Source organism: Streptomyces zaehneri (assembly GCF_032248645.1).
Classification (GTDB): Bacteria; Actinomycetota; Actinomycetes; order Streptomycetales; family Streptomycetaceae; genus Streptomyces; species Streptomyces coriariae.
The window spans coordinates 93407-108314 of the sequence record NZ_JASTTJ010000027.1 but is presented as its reverse complement, the minus strand read 5'-3'; the positions used below and the strand labels follow the sequence as shown (position 1 = coordinate 108314).

15 protein-coding genes are annotated in these 14908 nt (G+C 73.7%); 11 read left to right on the top strand and 4 right to left on the bottom strand.

The features are described from left to right. Window positions 1-16 precede the first annotated feature (16 nt). Complete coding sequence (gene glmS / locus QQM72_RS34270) at window positions 17-1864, top strand: glutamine--fructose-6-phosphate transaminase (isomerizing) (RefSeq protein WP_314224731.1); 1848 nt, start codon at window positions 17-19, stop codon at window positions 1862-1864. Between the two features lie 306 nt (window positions 1865-2170). Here glmS and QQM72_RS34265 read toward each other — a convergent pair whose 3' ends face one another. Next, window positions 2171-3925, bottom strand: a complete 1755-nt coding sequence (locus tag QQM72_RS34265) for a M16 family metallopeptidase (protein ID WP_314224729.1) — start codon at window positions 3923-3925, stop codon at window positions 2171-2173. Next, a complete protein-coding gene (locus QQM72_RS34260; protein WP_314224728.1) occupies window positions 3922-4911 on the bottom strand; it encodes a hypothetical protein in 990 nt (329 codons plus the stop codon). The genes QQM72_RS34265 and QQM72_RS34260 overlap by 4 nt, the downstream gene beginning before the upstream one ends. Before the next feature lie 145 nt (window positions 4912-5056). Between QQM72_RS34260 and QQM72_RS34255 the strand changes: the two genes are divergently transcribed. From QQM72_RS34255 to tsaE, 6 genes are all read left to right on the top strand, one after another. Then, window positions 5057-5428 carry a holo-ACP synthase gene (locus tag QQM72_RS34255; protein WP_314224727.1) on the top strand — a complete coding sequence of 124 codons (372 nt, stop codon included), beginning with the start codon at window positions 5057-5059 and terminating at the stop codon, window positions 5426-5428. 169 nt (window positions 5429-5597) lie between these two features. Then, the gene (locus tag QQM72_RS34250) at window positions 5598-7037 is read left to right on the top strand and encodes an NAD(P)H-hydrate dehydratase (protein ID WP_314224726.1); all 1440 of its coding nucleotides are present in this window, start codon (window positions 5598-5600) and stop codon (window positions 7035-7037) included. A gap of 194 nt (window positions 7038-7231) precedes the next feature. Next, window positions 7232-8062, top strand: a complete 831-nt coding sequence (locus tag QQM72_RS34245; protein ID WP_314224725.1) for a L,D-transpeptidase family protein — start codon at window positions 7232-7234, stop codon at window positions 8060-8062. A 34-nt stretch (window positions 8063-8096) separates the two neighbouring features. Then, on the top strand, window positions 8097-9260 hold the full coding sequence (gene alr, locus QQM72_RS34240; RefSeq protein WP_314224723.1) for an alanine racemase: 1164 nt from the start codon (window positions 8097-8099) through the stop codon (window positions 9258-9260). A 55-nt stretch (window positions 9261-9315) separates the two neighbouring features. Further along, on the top strand, window positions 9316-10569 hold the full coding sequence (locus QQM72_RS34235) for an alpha/beta hydrolase (protein ID WP_314224722.1): 1254 nt from the start codon (window positions 9316-9318) through the stop codon (window positions 10567-10569). Next, on the top strand, window positions 10535-11068 hold the full coding sequence (tsaE, locus tag QQM72_RS34230) for a tRNA (adenosine(37)-N6)-threonylcarbamoyltransferase complex ATPase subunit type 1 TsaE (protein WP_314224721.1): 534 nt from the start codon (window positions 10535-10537) through the stop codon (window positions 11066-11068). Before QQM72_RS34235 ends, tsaE begins: the two co-directional genes overlap by 35 nt. Window positions 11069-11140: 72 nt before the next feature. Here the strand turns inward: tsaE and QQM72_RS34225 are convergent, their stop codons facing one another. Together QQM72_RS34225 and QQM72_RS34220 are read right to left on the bottom strand one after the other, a co-directional pair. Continuing rightward, window positions 11141-11311 (bottom strand): hypothetical protein, encoded by a 171-nt coding sequence (locus QQM72_RS34225; RefSeq protein WP_314224720.1) that lies wholly within the window; start codon window positions 11309-11311, stop codon window positions 11141-11143. 163 nt (window positions 11312-11474) lie between these two features. Continuing rightward, complete coding sequence (locus tag QQM72_RS34220) at window positions 11475-12026, bottom strand: hypothetical protein (protein ID WP_314224719.1); 552 nt, start codon at window positions 12024-12026, stop codon at window positions 11475-11477. Between the two features lie 111 nt (window positions 12027-12137). On the opposite strand from QQM72_RS34220, the gene tsaB reads away from it, so the two are divergent. The 4 genes from tsaB to QQM72_RS34200 are packed head-to-tail and all read left to right on the top strand — an operon-like array spanning window position 12138 to window position 14728. Beyond that, the gene (gene tsaB / locus QQM72_RS34215; RefSeq protein ID WP_314224718.1) at window positions 12138-12791 is read left to right on the top strand and encodes a tRNA (adenosine(37)-N6)-threonylcarbamoyltransferase complex dimerization subunit type 1 TsaB; all 654 of its coding nucleotides are present in this window, start codon (window positions 12138-12140) and stop codon (window positions 12789-12791) included. Window positions 12792-12832: 41 nt separating this feature from the next. Next, the gene (locus QQM72_RS34210) at window positions 12833-13363 is read left to right on the top strand and encodes a GNAT family N-acetyltransferase (protein ID WP_314224748.1); all 531 of its coding nucleotides are present in this window, start codon (window positions 12833-12835) and stop codon (window positions 13361-13363) included. Further along, entirely contained in the window at window positions 13356-14459 is a 1104-nt protein-coding gene (tsaD, locus tag QQM72_RS34205; protein ID WP_314224717.1) for a tRNA (adenosine(37)-N6)-threonylcarbamoyltransferase complex transferase subunit TsaD, read from the top strand. Before QQM72_RS34210 ends, tsaD begins: the two co-directional genes overlap by 8 nt. Beyond that, window positions 14456-14728 (top strand): hypothetical protein, encoded by a 273-nt coding sequence (locus tag QQM72_RS34200; RefSeq protein WP_314224716.1) that lies wholly within the window; start codon window positions 14456-14458, stop codon window positions 14726-14728. The genes tsaD and QQM72_RS34200 overlap by 4 nt, the downstream gene beginning before the upstream one ends. The last annotated feature ends 180 nt before the right edge of the window (window positions 14729-14908 follow it).

Here is a 14908-nt window from a genome sequence, read left to right as displayed (position 1 = left end):
TCGTAGGCTGCCGCGCATGTGCGGAATCGTGGGATACGTGGGGTCTCAGTCGGCGCTGGAGGTCGTGATGGCCGGGCTGAGGCGGCTGGAGTACCGGGGCTACGACTCGGCGGGCATCGCCGTGCTGGCGGACGGCGGGCTGGCCGCCGCGAGAAAGGCGGGCAAGCTCGTCAATCTGGAGAAGGAGCTCGCGGCCCGGCCACTGCCGACCGGGACGACGGGCATCGGGCACACCCGGTGGGCCACACACGGCGGGCCGACGGACGCCAACGCGCATCCGCATCTCGACAACGCCGGGCGGGTCGCCGTCGTGCACAACGGGATCATCGAGAACTTCGCCGTACTGCGGGCCGAACTGGCCGAGCGGGGGCACGAGCTGTCCTCCGAGACCGACACCGAGGTCGTGGCCCATCTGCTCGCCGAGGAGTTCTCGGTGACGGCCGACCTCGCCGAGGCCATGCGGCTGGTGTGCCGGCGGCTGGAGGGGGCGTTCACGCTGGTCGCGGCGCATGCCGACGAGCCGGACGTGGTGGTCGGCGCGCGGCGGAACTCGCCGCTCGTGGTGGGCGTCGGGGAGGGCGAGGCGTTTCTCGCCTCGGACGTCGCCGCGTTCATCGCGCACACCCGGTCGGCTATCGAGCTGGGTCAGGACCAGGTCGTCGAGCTGCGGCGGGACGGTGTGACGGTGACCGGCTTCGACGGGCGCCCGGCGGACGTCCGGTCGTACCACGTCGACTGGGACGCGTCGGCCGCGGAGAAGGGCGGCTACGACTACTTCATGCTCAAGGAGATCGCCGAGCAGCCCAAGGCCGTCGCCGACACCCTGCTCGGCCGCATCGACGCCTCCGGCGCGCTGTCGCTCGACGAGGTGCGGATCCCGGCCTCCGAGCTGCGGGAGGTCGACAAGGTCGTCATCGTCGCGTGCGGTACGGCCTTCCACGCGGGCCTCATCGCCAAGTACGCCATCGAGCACTGGACGCGGATCCCGTGCGAGGTGGAGCTGGCCAGTGAGTTCCGCTACCGGGACCCGATCCTCGACTCGCGGTCCCTCGTCATCGCCATCTCCCAGTCCGGGGAGACGATGGACACGCTCATGGCGCTGCGGCACGCGCGGGAGCAGGGGTCCAAGGTGCTGGCGATCTGCAACACCAACGGCTCGACGATCCCGCGGGAGTCGGACGCGGTGCTGTACACGCATGCCGGGCCGGAGGTGGCCGTCGCCTCGACCAAGGCGTTCCTGACGCAGTTGGTGGCCTGCTATCTCGTCGCGCTGTATCTGGGCCAGGTGCGCGGCACCAAGTGGGGCGACGAGATCCGGGCCGTCATCCGGGACCTCGCGCAGATCTCCGGCGCGGTCGAGCGGGTGCTGGAGACCATGGGGCCGGTGCGGGAGCTGGCGCGGTCCCTCGCCCACAAGGACACCGTGCTGTTCCTCGGGCGGCACGTCGGGTATCCCGTCGCGCTGGAGGGCGCCCTGAAGCTGAAGGAGCTCGCCTACATGCACGCGGAGGGGTTCGCCGCGGGTGAGCTGAAGCACGGGCCGATCGCGCTCGTGGAGGAGGATCTGCCGGTCGTCGTGGTGGTGCCGTCGCCGCGGGGGCGGTCCGTCCTGCACGACAAGATCGTGTCCAACATCCAGGAGATCAGGGCCCGGGGGGCGCGGACGATCGTGATCGCGGAGGAGGGGGACGAGGCGGTGGTGCCGTACGCCGACCATCTCGTGCGGATCCCGGTCACGCCGGTGCTGTTGTCGCCGTTGGTCGCGACGGTTCCGTTGCAGGTGTTCGCGTGCGAGCTGGCGACGGCGCGGGGCAACGAGGTGGACCAGCCCCGGAACCTGGCGAAGTCGGTGACGGTGGAGTGAGGCGGTTCTGAGCGGGGGCGCCTGAGGGGGTGGGGGTCCGCACCCGCGCGCGGGTGCGGGTGCGCCGTGGCCGGCCGCGCCCACGCTGCGGAGCCGCAGATCGACAGGGCCTCGCGCCCCTGGGGGCTGGCCCGTCTGCGACGGCCTCGGGCTCCTGGGGGCTGGCCCGTCTGCGACGGCCTCGGGCTCCTGGGGGCTGGCCCGTCTGCGACGGCCTGGCGCCTCTGGGGGCTGGCCCGTCTGCGACGGCCTCGCGCCCTGGGGGCCGGCCCGTGCGCGACGGCCCCGCGCCCCCAGGGGCGATTGTCAGCTCCGGACGCGTTGTCTTCTGGCCGCGTAGACCTTCCAGGTCGCGAAGGCGAGGGGGAGTTCCAGGATCCAGACGCCGACCACCGCGTCCCACTCCGGGGCGGTGGCCGAGGACTCGTCGGCGGTGATGACCGCGCACAACAGGCCCCACACCACGGCGAGCAGGCCGACCAGCCAGAGCGCGATGGTCCAGCCCACCGTGGAGCGGCCGTTGCCTGCGGTTCGGGGGCCGGAGGCGCGCTTGCGCGGCTGGGGGATGTGGTCGGGCTCGCGGGCCGGCATCCGGACCACCGCCCCGGCCGGCACGGCCGCGTCCAGCGCGGCGACGCGTTCCGGCGTCACCCCTCGGAACAGGGTGGGCTCCACGGTGACCGAGAAGCCGTCGTGGCCGGTCAGGGTGCGGGCGCCGTCGGGGCGGGCGGTCATCGCCGCGCAGGCGTCGTAGCGGACGGTGACCGGGCCCCTCGGGGTCAGCAGGCTCACCCCGTCGGCGCCGATGACCAGGGTGACCTCCTCGTCCTCCAGGGACTGGTGGCGGGTGCCGGTCAGGGCGGCCTGCGAGTGCTGCGGGGCGAGGGTGAGACCCGCCCAGTCGACGCCCCGGCCCGGTACCTGGAGGAGCGCGTTGTCCCAGGTCTCCCGAGCGACCTCGCGCAGGTCGTCCGTGGTCACCGCGTTCAGCTCGGCCCGGTGCTGCTCGGGGGTGAGGATCCGGTGCCCGAGCAGCAGGCTCAGCGCGTACGAGGGGAGCGCGGCCGCCGCGAGGTCGGGGGTGTCGTACATCTTGAGGAGCTTGGCGCGGACGGAGTCCAGTTCGGACTGCTCGATGCGGCCCGCGCGCAGCCGGGCGAGGGTGTCGACGAAGCCGCCGACGACCGCGTCCTGCTTCTGCGGGAGGGAGTCCGCGTACGCGGTGAGGGTGGCGAAGTCGGCGTCGCGCGGGGCGTAGTCGGCCTCCGCGGAGTAGGAGTAGCCGCCCTCCTGGCGCAGGTCCTGGAAGAGGGCCCGGCCGAGGACGTCCGCGAAGACGCTGGCCGCGGTGGAGCGGCGGAGCACCGAGGTGAGGACGACATGGCCGTCGTCGCCGCTGATGAACGCGGGGGTGGTGGGCAGTGCGCTGGTCGCGGCCGGAGCGGGGAAGCGGGTGCCCTGGGGGAGCGTGAGGTCCAGGCCGTCGGGGACCCGGTCGCTGGTGATCCACAGCACCGCGTTGTCCCTGGTGAAGCGGGTCTCGGCCCAGTGGCGCACCTGGTCCGGGGTCAGGCTCCAGGTGCCGAGCTCGTTGTAGCTGGACAGGCCGTAGCCCTGGGCGCCGTACCGCCACAGCGGCATCTGGTGCTGGGGGCCGTTGCCCCGGCCGGCCGCCTCGGTGCGCAGGATCTCCTTCTCGGTCTCCAGCCGCTCCATCGGCAGGTCCCGCAGTCCCGCGCACACGCTGTTGAGGTACTTGACGACCTCCTCCTCGCTGCCGGTGACGTGGAAGAGGGTGTACGCGTTCGCCGTCGCGCCGTTGTAGTGCAGGTCGGACAGGCCGAGGCGGTGCAGGGCGAGGTGTTCGACGAGGTGCGTGAGGCCGGCGGTGGCCAGGGTCTCGTCGGCGCGGCCCACCCGGAAGAAGAGGCCGGCGGTGATCTCGTTGCCCGAGGCGGGGGCGTGGAGGGTGGGGATGTGCTGCGTGGTGGTGTGCGAGACGAGGCCGGCGAGGGCGGCGAGATCCGCGCGGTCGTCGTGCTCGTGCAGGTCGGTGCTCATCGGTTGCCGCCTCCTCGGGATTCCAGTGCGGCCTTGCGGGACTTGAGGAACGAGGACTTCTTGTCGGGCACGTAGTGCCACGGGGACTCGGTCGCGCGGTCGCCGATGAAGGCGAAGTGCGGGGCCGCGTACTCCCAGTGGTTGCCGAGCGAGAAGGCGAACGCGAACGCGTTGTGCGCGCCGAGCGAGTTCCAGTCGGGCCGGTGGGCCGGGTGCAGCACGGAGACCTGGGCGGCGTTGCGCAGGTCGTCGCGGACCGACAGGCCCCTCATGTAGGCCGCGTCCTCGCCGCTGTCCAGGTCGAGCCAGCGCTCGATGTGCGCGAGGGCGACCAGGGCGCCGGAGTTCGAGCCGTCGGGGGCCGCGGTCGCGCATTCGCGGGCGAAGCCGTGCGCCGCCTCCCAGGAGCCGCTCCACTTCGGGCACAGCTGCTGGAGCAGCTGCACCTGCGCGTGGTACTGGTGCGGGTGGTGGGCGGACAGACGGTCGTAGCGGCGGCGCGCCTCGGCCTGTCCCAGCTGGAGACCGCGCGCGGTCATCAGCCGGGCGGTCCAGGCGGGGGCGTACGAGGGGTGCTCGGCGCAGATCTCGATCAGCAGCTGCTCCGCCCTGCGCAGCCAGTCGTGGAACTGGGTGAACTGGTCCCGCGAGACGTGCTGGGCGCGGGCGCCGCTGCGGATGTCCCAGCCGATGTAGACGTACCGCTCGGCCAGCAGCGTGCGCGGCAGCGGGTCGCCGGGCGATTCGGCCGCCGCCCGCTCCAGGAAGTTCTCGACGCCGGGGATGTCGGCGAGGAGGCCGACGGCGGAGGAGAGCTTGTCGACCGAGTCGAGCCCCGCGAAGAAGGCCCGCACCGTCGGCCAGTGTCCGGCCTGCGCGGCGGTGCGCATCGGGATCAGCTCGGGTGTGTTGTCGTACGGGTCGAAGGTCGGTCCCCAACCGCTCGTGGGTCCGCCGCCGGCCATGCCGTTGGTGGTGCTGGTCATTCCTCCGCCCCCTGGCGTCACTGTCCGCGGCACGCGGGCTGGCCCCCCAGGGCGTGCGGCGGTGAGATCCTGCATTTCGACTGACGTGATCAAGTCGCCGCAGGCTAGCAGCAGGCTGTGACAGCCCGGCCGTAGGGTGCTCGGCATGAGCATCATCGGGGTCGGTATCGACGTGGCCGAGATCGAGCGGTTCGCGGCGTCCATGGAGCGGACGCCCGGGCTGGCCAGGCGGCTCTTCCTGGAGAGCGAGTTGCTGCTGCCGAGCGGGGAGCGGCGGGGTACCGCCTCGCTGGCGGCCCGGTTCGCCGCCAAGGAGGCTCTCGCCAAGGCGCTGGGGGCGCCCCCCGGGCTGCTGTGGACGGACGCGGAGGTGTACGTCGAGGACAGCGGGCGGCCCCGGCTGCGGGTGCGGGGGAGTGTCGCGGCGCGGGCGGCCGAACTGGGGGTGCGGAGCTGGCATGTGTCGCTGAGTCACGACGCGGGCGTCGCCTCGGCGGTGGTGGTGGCCGAAGGCTGATCCGAAGGGCGCACCGCACGGTGAACTGAGGGTGCGCACCACACGGTGAACTGAGGTGCGCACCGCAGGGCCGGGCTGAAGTGCGCACCGCAGGGCCGGGCTGAGGTGCGCACCGCAGGGTGGGCTGACGGCGTGCGGTGGCGGGGGAGTCCGGGGGAGACTCGACCGTATGCGTACTGCCTACCGCGTTGAGACCGTCCGTCGTGCCGAGCGGGAGCTGATGGCCCGGGTTCCGCAAGGGGCCCTCATGCAGCGGGCCGCCGCCGGACTCGCCGCCGCCTGCGCCGACCTGCTGGGGCGGGTGTACGGGCGGCGGGTCGTGCTGCTGGTCGGCAGCGGCGACAACGGGGGTGACGCCCTGTACGCCGGCGCCCGGCTCGCCCGGCGCGGGGCGGGCGTGACCGCGGTACTGCTCGCGCCCGGGCGGGCGCACGCCGCGGGGCTCGCGGCCCTGCGGCGGGCGGGCGGGCACACGGTCGCGCCGGCCGGCGCCGAAGCCGTCGTCCGGCGGGCCGACCTCGTGCTCGACGGCATCGTCGGGATCGGCGGGAAGGGCGGGCTGCGGCCGGACGCGGCCTCGCTGGCCGCGGTCGTCGCCGACGCGCGGGCCGCCGTCGTCGCCGTCGATCTGCCCAGCGGCGTCGACGCCGACACCGGCGAGGTGCACGGGAGCGCGATCCGTGCCGACCTCACCGTCACCTTCGGCACGCACAAGCCGGGCCTGCTCGTCGATCCGGCGCGGGAGTACGCCGGGTCGGTGCGGCTCGTCGACATCGGGCTCGGGGACGAGTTGCCCGCCGAACCCGAGCTTGCGGCCCTTCAGCACGCGGACGTGGCCGCCCTGCTGCCCGTGCCCGGCGGAGAGAGCGACAAGTACCGGCGGGGCGTCGTCGGGATCGCCGCCGGCTCCGCCCGGTATCCGGGGGCCGCCGTGCTGGCCGTCGCGGGGGCGCTGCGGGGCGGGGCGGGGGCCGTGCGGTACGTGGGGCCGGCCGGGGACGCGGTCGTCGCGCGGTTCCCCGAGACGCTCGTGTCGGACCAGGGGCCCCGGCGGGCCGGGCGGGTGCAGGCCTGGGTCGTCGGGCCGGGCGCCGGGGACGACGCCAAGACGGTGGCGGAGGTGCTGTCCGCCGATGTGCCCGTGCTGATCGACGCCGACGGGCTGCGGCTCGCGGACGCCGACGCGGTGCGCGGGCGGACCGCGCCGACGCTGATGACACCGCACGCGGGTGAGGCGGCCGCGCTGCTGGGGGTGGCGCGGGAGGAGGTGGAGGGGGCCCGGCTGCGCTCCGCGCGGGAGCTGGCGGCCCGCTACCGGGCGACCGTGCTGCTGAAGGGGTCGACGACGCTCGTCGCGGACGCGGGTGGTGCGGGAGTGGTGCGGGTGAACGCGACGGGGACGGCGTGGCTGGCCACGGCCGGGAGCGGGGATGTGCTGTCGGGGCTTGCCGGGTCGTTGCTGGCGGCAGGGCTGAGTGCGTTGGACGCGGGGAGCGTGGGGGCCTATCTGCACGGGCTGGCGGGGCGGTTCGCCGCGGAGGGGGCGCCGGTGGGGGCGCATGAGGTGGCTGCGGCGGTCGCGGGGGCCTGGCGGGATGTGCGGCGGTAGGGGCGCTGGGTTTTCTCGCCCCCGCCGCCCCTACCCTTCCCGTCCCTGGGGACTGCCGCCCCCAGCCCCCCGCTTTCGGCCTGGACGGCCTCGTCCTCGAGCGCCGGACGGGCTGGAGCCGCTCACCCCGCTGAAAGGGTGAAGGCGCCGCGCGGCAGCCGTGCTCGCCGTGGGTTGCGCGCTTGTCTGATCGGATGTTCAGCACACGAACCGTGGCTCTCGTTCTTGCTGCCGTCGCGCTTCTTCCCCTGGGCACGCCCGCTCGCGCCGCTCCTCCTCCGTCACCTCCGTCCTGGGAGATCGACACGCCCGACCAGGTGCTCGCGCCGAGGGTGTACACGCCCACCGCCGCCGAGGACGCCGTCGAGCCGCGGGACGCCGTGGAGGGGACGTACGCGCTCGTCGAGTACGTGCCGCTGGACGAGGTGATGACCCGGGTGGCGTGCAGCAAGCGGGCCGGGCCGTACCAGCGGGCGGTCGAGCGGTGGCTGAAGCTGACCGTGGACGGGAAGCAGTCCGCCGCCGACTGCAAGGCGATCCGGGCGTTCCAGCGGCAGCAGGGGATCGAGCCCGCGATCGGGTTCGCCGGGCCCGTCACCTGGGCGCGGATGCAGCTCGTGGCCGCGAGGAAGAACCCCAACGCCCGGAAGAGGTGTCCGGTGCGCACCCACCGGGTCGCCTGCGTCGATCTCGACCGGCAACTGACCTGGGTGCAGAAGGGGACGAAGGTCGTCTTCGGACCCGTCCCGATGCGCAGCGGACGGGCCGTGCACCCGACCCGCAAGGGATGGCACACCGTCTACTGGCGGCACAAGAACCACATCTCCACGCTCTACAACGCCCCCATGCCGTATGCGCAGTTCTTCGACGGCGGCCAGGCCTTCCACGCCGTCTACGACAGCATCCACACCACCATCGGCTCCATGGGCTGCGTCAATCTCACGGTCGGTGACGCGCGCAGGCTGTGGGGTGTGCTGAAGAAGGGCGACCGGGTCTACGTGTGGGGGCACCGGCCCGGTACCTAGGGGGCTGTCCGGGCCCTCTGAGACACTGGGCGCGATGAGTGAGACTGCCAAGCCGCCCGCCACCCCGTCGCGCGCCCGTGCCGAGATCGACCTGGCCGCGCTGCGGGCCAACGTGCGTACGTTGCGCGCCAAGGCGCCGGGCGCGGAGTTCATGGCCGTGGTGAAGGCCGACGGGTACGGGCACGGGGCCGCCCCCTGTGCCCGCGCGGCGGTGGCGGCCGGCGCCGGCTGGGTGGGCACCGCCACGCCCGAGGAGGCGCTGGCGCTGCGCGCGGACGGCGGGCTGCCGGCGGACGTCAGGATCATGTGCTGGCTGTGGACGCCGGGCGGCCCCTGGCGGGAGGCGGTCGAGGCCGGTCTCGACGTGTCGGTGAGCGGGCTCTGGGCCCTGCGGGAGGTCGTCGAGGGGGCACGGGCCGCCGGGCGGGCCGCCCGCGTGCAGCTCAAGGCCGACACCGGGCTCGGGCGCAACGGCTGCCAGCCCGCCGACTGGCCCGAGCTGGTGGGCGAGGCGCTGCGGGCCGAGGGCGAGGGGCTGCTCCGGGTCACCGGGCTGTGGTCGCACTTCGCCTGCGCCGACGAGCCCGGGCATCCCTCCGTCGCGCCCCAGCTCGACCGCTTCCGCGAGATGGTGGCGTACGCCGAACGGCAGGGCGTGCGGCCCGAGGTGCGGCACATCGCCAACTCCCCGGCCACGCTCACGCTCCCGGAGACCCATTTCGACCTGGTCCGTCCGGGCATCGCGATGTACGGCCTGTCGCCCAGCCCCGAGCTGGGCTCCGCCGCCGACTTCGGGCTGCGGCCGGTGATGACCCTCGCGGCCTCGCTGGCCCTGGTGAAGCACGTCCCGGGCGGCCACGGCGTGAGCTACGGCCACCACTACGTCACCCCGGGCGAGACGACCCTGGGCCTGGTCCCCCTCGGCTATGCGGACGGTGTCCCCCGGCACGCCTCCGGGAGCGGTCCGGTGCTGGTCGCCGGCAAGTGGCGGACGGCGGCCGGCCGGATCGCCATGGACCAGTTCGTCGTCGACCTCGGCGGCGACGAGCCCGGCCCCGGCGCGGAGGCGGTCCTCTTCGGACCCGGCGACCGCGGTGAACCCACGGCGCAGGACTGGGCCCAGGCGGCCGGCACCATCGGGTACGAGATCGTCACGCGCATCGGTTCGCGCGTACCGCGCGTCTATGTGAACGAGTGACCAGGACGGGTAACCCGCAGTCAGTACAGGGGCATCGGCCAAAGAGGAGCGGTACGTGAGCGAGAGCAGCGCGGAGGCGGTGGCGAGTGCCGCCTCGGCGGTCGTTGCCGCCTCCGCCACGGGGGCGGGCGGGGGGTGGCGCCGGGCGACCGGCATCGCCGGCGCCGCGATAGGCGTGATCGCCGCGGGCGCCGCGGCGGGCGTCGCCCTGGAGCGGATGACCGTCGGCCGCGGCATGCGGGCGAAGGCCCGGCTCGCCCTCGACTCGACGGGGCCGTACGGCGGCCTGCGCGGCACCCCCGGCAAGGCGTACGCCGAGGACGGCACCGAGCTGTACTACGAGGTCGACGACGTCGAGCCGCAGGGCGGACCGGCGAACCGGCGGCGCAGGCTCTTCGGGCGCAAGGCACCGCTCCCCGTCACCGTGGTCTTCAGCCACGGCTACTGCCTCAACCAGGACTCCTGGCACTTCCAGCGGGCGGCCCTGCGGGGCGTCGTACGGACCGTGCACTGGGACCAGCGCAGTCACGGCCGGTCGGGGCGCGGCAACGCCCAGATACGGGACGGCGAGCCGGTCACCATCGATCAGCTGGGGCGCGACCTGCGGGCCGTGATCGACGCGGCCGTGCCGGAGGGGCCGGTCGTGCTCGTCGGGCACTCCATGGGCGGGATGACGGTGATGGCCCTGGCCGCGCTGTACCCCGAGCTGATCCGCGACCGGGTCGTCGCCACCGCCTTCGTCGGTACGTCCTCGGGGCGGCTCGGCGAGGTCAACTTCGGGCTGCCGGTCGCGGGCGTGAACGCGGTGCGGCGGGTGCTGCCGGGGGTGCTGAAGGCGCTGGGGCAGCAGGCGGCCCTGGTGGAGAAGGGGCGGCGGGCCACCGCCGATCTCTTCGCGGGGATCATCAAGCGGTACTCGTTCGCGTCGCGGGACGTGGATCCGGCGGTGGCGCGGTTCGCCGAGCGCATGATCGAGGGCACGCCGATCGACGTGGTCGCCGAGTTCTACCCGGCGTTCACGGATCACGACAAGACCGAGGCGCTGACCTGTTTCACCGACATGCCGGTCCTGGTGCTCGCCGGGATCGGTGACCTGGTCACGCCGAGCGAGCACAGCGAGGCGATCGCCGACCTTCTGCCGGACGCCGAGCTGGTCCTCGTCCCCGACGCCGGACACCTCGTGATGCTGGAACACCCGGAAGTGGTCACCGACCGCCTTGCCGACCTGCTCACCCGCGCGGGTGCCGTGCCCGCAGGAGCTACCGTGAACGGCTATGGAAGCACCAGCAGCAGCACACGACCCGGCTGAGCCCGGACCTCTCGGAAACCGCGTCGAGATCGTCGTCAACTCCCCCGAGCAGATGGGTGAGCTGGGCCGTCGTCTCGCCGAGCTGTTGCGCGCGGGTGATCTCGTGATGCTCAGCGGGGAACTCGGCGCGGGCAAGACGACGCTCACCCGCGGGCTCGGTGCGGGGCTCGGGGTCCGGGGTGCCGTCACCTCCCCGACGTTCGTGATCGCCCGCGTGCACCCCTCCCTCGGGGAGGGCCCGCCGCTCGTCCACGTCGACGCGTACCGCCTGGGCGGCGGGCTCGACGAGATGGAGGACCTCGACCTCGACGTGTCGCTGCCCGCGTCGGTGATCGTCGTGGAGTGGGGCGAGGGCAAGGTCGAGGAACTGACCGACGACCGGCTCCAGGTCCTCATCCACCGTGCCGTCGGCGACACCACGGACGAGGTGCGGCACGTGACGGTGACGGGGCTCGGCGAGCGCTGGGCCTCGGCGGACCTCGGCGTGCTGTCGGCCTGAGCGGCGGGCGGTCGTCCTGACCGTCGTGCGGTCGGCCGGACGGGTGGCCGCGGGGCCGGTCGCCCGTGGGGCTCACGCCGCCTTGGGGCGCTCCGCCGGCCGCTCCGTGAGTGCCGGGTCGGGCAGCCGCGGCGGCGTCGAGACGGCTTCCGCGGCCGCGCACGAGGCCAGCAGATCCCGCATGGACACACCGGCGAGCGTGAACGGCCTCGACGGCCGGCCCTTGGGTTCGGTGACCGACATGGACGCCTCCTGAGGTTCGGGGGCGGGCGTAGTTAGGTAGACCTAACTACGAAGTTGATACCATGTGACCACGCACCGGACGCCCGACGCAACATTTTGCCGACGTCTCGTCGGAAACGTTCGCGGTATACCAGGGCGCCGCACCCGGGGCCCCCGGTCACCCCTACGGGATCACGACGACGGCCTGTCCGATCGTCGCGAAGTCCCACATCGCGTCGCCGTCCGCGACGCTCTGCCGGATGCCGCCCGTCTTCACCGTCGGGTCGGGCTCGGGCAGCGAGCCGTCCAGCGCCGCGCTGAAGCCGATCGTCACGTCGTTCACGGTGGCGAAGCGCACGACGTGCTCGATGGGGGTGCCGTCGGTGCCGGTGACCGCACCCGCGCGGGAGGTGACGGCGTACGTGCCCGGGAGCGGGTCCACGCTGCCGGGGGCGACCTTGAACGTGCGCTTGACCCCGCCGTTCGACCCGACCAGCCACACCCGGTCGTCGTCCAGGGAGTACACGACCCGCGCGCCGAGGCCGGAGTACGCCGGCAGCGCGGCGGGGTGGCCCTTGTCCCGGGGCGCCTTCGCCGCGTTCGCGGGGGAGCCGCTGCGCTGCGGCCGGGACAGGTCGGCGGGTGCGCTCGCCGACGCCTGGAAGGTGAGGAACGCGACCGTCGCCAGGGCCGCCGCGGTGAGCCCGGCCACGAAAGTCGAGCTGTTGCTTGGCATCGACTACCACCCAGTCTGTCCGGTACGTCACGTTTCGCGGTGACGTTAGCAGTCGTCACGCCTCCGACCGGCGCGGCCATGTCCGGGGCACGGGAGCCGTAGGCTGTTTGCGTGCTCTTGCTCGCTCTGGATACCGCCACCCCCGCCGTCACCGTCGCGCTGCACGACGGGACAGACGTCGTCGCCTCATCGAGTCAGGTGGACGCGCGCCGGCACGGCGAGCTGCTGCTGCCGACCGTCGACCGGCTGCTCGCCGGGGCCGGCCGCAGTCTCGACGCCGTCACCGGGATCGTCGTCGGCATCGGCCCCGGCCCGTACACGGGGCTGAGAGTCGGCCTGATGACCGCCGACACCCTCGGGCTCGCGCTCGGCGTCCCGGTGCACGGTCTGTGCACGCTCGACGGCCTCGCCTACGCGTCCGACCTCGAAGGCCCCTTCGTCGTGGCGACCGACGCCCGCCGCAAGGAGGTCTACTGGGCGCGTTACGACAACTCCCGGACCCGGGTCTCGGGCCCCGCGGTGGACCGGCCCGCCGACATCGCCGACGAGGTGGCCGGGCTGCCGGCCGTCGGCGCGGGCGCGCTGCTGTACCCGGACACGTTCCCCGAGGCGCGCGAGCCGGAGCACGCCTGCGCCTCGGCCCTCGCCTCGCTCGCCGCCGAGCGGCTCGTCCGGGGCGAGGAGCTGCCGGCCCCGCGCCCGCTGTACCTGCGCCGGCCCGACGCCCAGGTGCCGAAGAACTACAAGGTGGTCACCCCCAAGTGACCGAAGCCGCCAACCCGACCGGCCTGCCCGTGCTGCGGGAGATGCGCTGGTGGGACATCGAACCCGTGCTGGAGCTGGAGAAGGACCTCTTCCCCGAGGACGCCTGGTCACGGGGCATGTTCTGGTCCGACCTGGCCCATGCCCGGGGCCCCGAGGCGACCCGGCGCTATCTCGTCGCGGTCGAGACCACGGCCGACGGCGAGCGGATCGTCGGGTACGCGGGCCTGGCCGCGGCCGGCACCGGGTCCGACAGCGGCTTCGCCGCGGTCGCCGACGTCCAGACCATCGCCGTCGCCCGCGGCCACTGGGGCACCGGGCTCGGCGGCCGCCTGCTGACGGAGCTGCTCCGCGCGGCGACCGCCTTCGAGTGCGCCGAGGTCATGCTGGAGTGCCGGATCGACAACGTGCGCGCCCAGAAGCTCTACGAACGCTTCGGCTTCGAGGCCATCGGCTTCCGGCGCGGCTACTACCAGCCGGGGAACGTGGACGCCCTGGTGATGCGGCTGACCGATCCATCGACATCAGTACCGACCCCGGTACAAGGGACACAGGAAACCGAGAACAATGGCTGACGAACCCCTGGTTCTGGGGATCGAGACCTCCTGCGACGAGACCGGCGTGGGCGTCGTGCGCGGCACGACCCTGCTGGCGGACGCGATCGCCTCCAGCGTCGACGAGCACGCCCGGTTCGGCGGGGTCGTGCCGGAGGTGGCGTCCCGGGCCCACCTCGAGGCGATGGTCCCGACCATCGAGCGGGCCCTGAAGGAAGCGGGGGTGAGCCCGAAGGACCTCGACGGCATCGCGGTCACGGCAGGTCCCGGTCTCGCCGGTGCCCTGCTGGTCGGCGTCTCGGCGGCGAAGGCGTACGCCTACGCCCTCGGCAAGCCCCTCTACGGGGTGAACCACCTCGCCTCCCACATCTGCGTGGACCAGCTGGAGCACGGCGCGCTGCCCGAGCCGACGATGGCGCTGCTGGTGTCCGGCGGCCACTCGTCCCTGCTGCTGTCCAGCGACATCACCTCCGACGTCCGCCCGATGGGCGCGACCATCGACGACGCGGCGGGCGAGGCCTTCGACAAGATCGCCCGGGTGCTGAACCTGGGCTTCCCGGGCGGCCCGGTCATCGACCGCTACGCGCGTGAGGGCGACCCCTCGGCGATCGCGTTCCCGCGCGGCCTGACCGGCCCGCGCGACCCGGTGTACGACTTCTCCTTCTCCGGGCTGAAGACGTCGGTCGCCCGCTGGATCGAGGCGAAGCGGGCGGCGGGCGAGGAGGTCCCGGTCCGTGACGTGGCGGCCTCCTTCCAGGAGGCGGTCGTGGACGTCCTGACCCGCAAGGCCGTACGGGCCTGCAAGGACGAGGGCGTCGACCACCTGATGATCGGCGGCGGCGTGGCCGCGAACACCCGGCTGCGGGCCCTGGCCAAGGAGCGCTGCGAGGCCGCCGGCATCCGGCTGCGCGTCCCGCGCCCCAAGCTGTGCACGGACAACGGCGCGATGGTGGCGGCCCTGGGCGCGGAGATGGTGGCCCGGGGACGCGCGGCGTCCGACTGGGACCTGTCGGCGGACTCCTCGCTGCCGGTGACCGACCCCCATGTGCCGGGCCGTCCGCACGGCCACGACCACGTCCACGCCCACGAGACCGGCAAGGACAACCTCTACTCGTGACGGTCGCGCTGATGTGGGAGGCCCGGGCGGTCACCGGCCGGGGCGAGGACCTGCTGGCCTGGGCGCGGGCGCAGGAGCTCGCGCCCGCGCCCAGGCGCAGGGAGACCTTCCGCGCCCCGCAGGACCGGGTACTGGTCATCACCTGGTGGGACGCCGACTACGACGCCGTCCTGCCCGAACTCCCGGATCCCGAAGCGGCGTTGGTGAGCCGGGCCGCGCACCGGTGGCGGTTCGAGCCGGTGCCGGACCCGACGTGGGCGGCCGGGTGAGCCGTGGACGGTGAGCGGGGCCCCGGTGGGCACGGCGTCCAGGGGCGGGTGCCACAACCCGCTGCCGGTGGTCCGTGCCCTCGGGGGAGGTGAGCCGGGCGTACGACGCGCCAGGGCAGGGCTCCCGGTGTCCTGCGTGCACCCCACGTGACGATGGCGGCGAAGAGGACACCGCCCGCG

Bases quoted from the DNA above. Each gene is read 5' to 3' on its own strand.
- glmS (WP_314224731.1), top strand. From the start codon at position 17: ATGTGCGGAATCGTGGGATACGTGGGGTCTCAGTCGGCGCTGGAGGTC.
- QQM72_RS34265 (WP_314224729.1), bottom strand. From the start codon at position 3,925: ATGAGCACCGACCTGCACGAGCACGACGACCGCGCGGATCTCGCCGCC.
- QQM72_RS34260 (WP_314224728.1), bottom strand. From the start codon at position 4,911: ATGACCAGCACCACCAACGGCATGGCCGGCGGCGGACCCACGAGCGGT.
- QQM72_RS34255 (WP_314224727.1), top strand. From the start codon at position 5,057: ATGAGCATCATCGGGGTCGGTATCGACGTGGCCGAGATCGAGCGGTTC.
- QQM72_RS34250 (WP_314224726.1), top strand. From the start codon at position 5,598: ATGCGTACTGCCTACCGCGTTGAGACCGTCCGTCGTGCCGAGCGGGAG.
- QQM72_RS34245 (WP_314224725.1), top strand. From the start codon at position 7,232: ATGTTCAGCACACGAACCGTGGCTCTCGTTCTTGCTGCCGTCGCGCTT.
- alr (WP_314224723.1), top strand. From the start codon at position 8,097: ATGAGTGAGACTGCCAAGCCGCCCGCCACCCCGTCGCGCGCCCGTGCC.
- tsaE (WP_314224721.1), top strand. From the start codon at position 10,535: ATGGAAGCACCAGCAGCAGCACACGACCCGGCTGAGCCCGGACCTCTC.
- QQM72_RS34225 (WP_314224720.1), bottom strand. From the start codon at position 11,311: ATGTCGGTCACCGAACCCAAGGGCCGGCCGTCGAGGCCGTTCACGCTC.
- QQM72_RS34220 (WP_314224719.1), bottom strand. From the start codon at position 12,026: ATGCCAAGCAACAGCTCGACTTTCGTGGCCGGGCTCACCGCGGCGGCC.
- QQM72_RS34210 (WP_314224748.1), top strand. From the start codon at position 12,833: ATGCGCTGGTGGGACATCGAACCCGTGCTGGAGCTGGAGAAGGACCTC.
- tsaD (WP_314224717.1), top strand. From the start codon at position 13,356: ATGGCTGACGAACCCCTGGTTCTGGGGATCGAGACCTCCTGCGACGAG.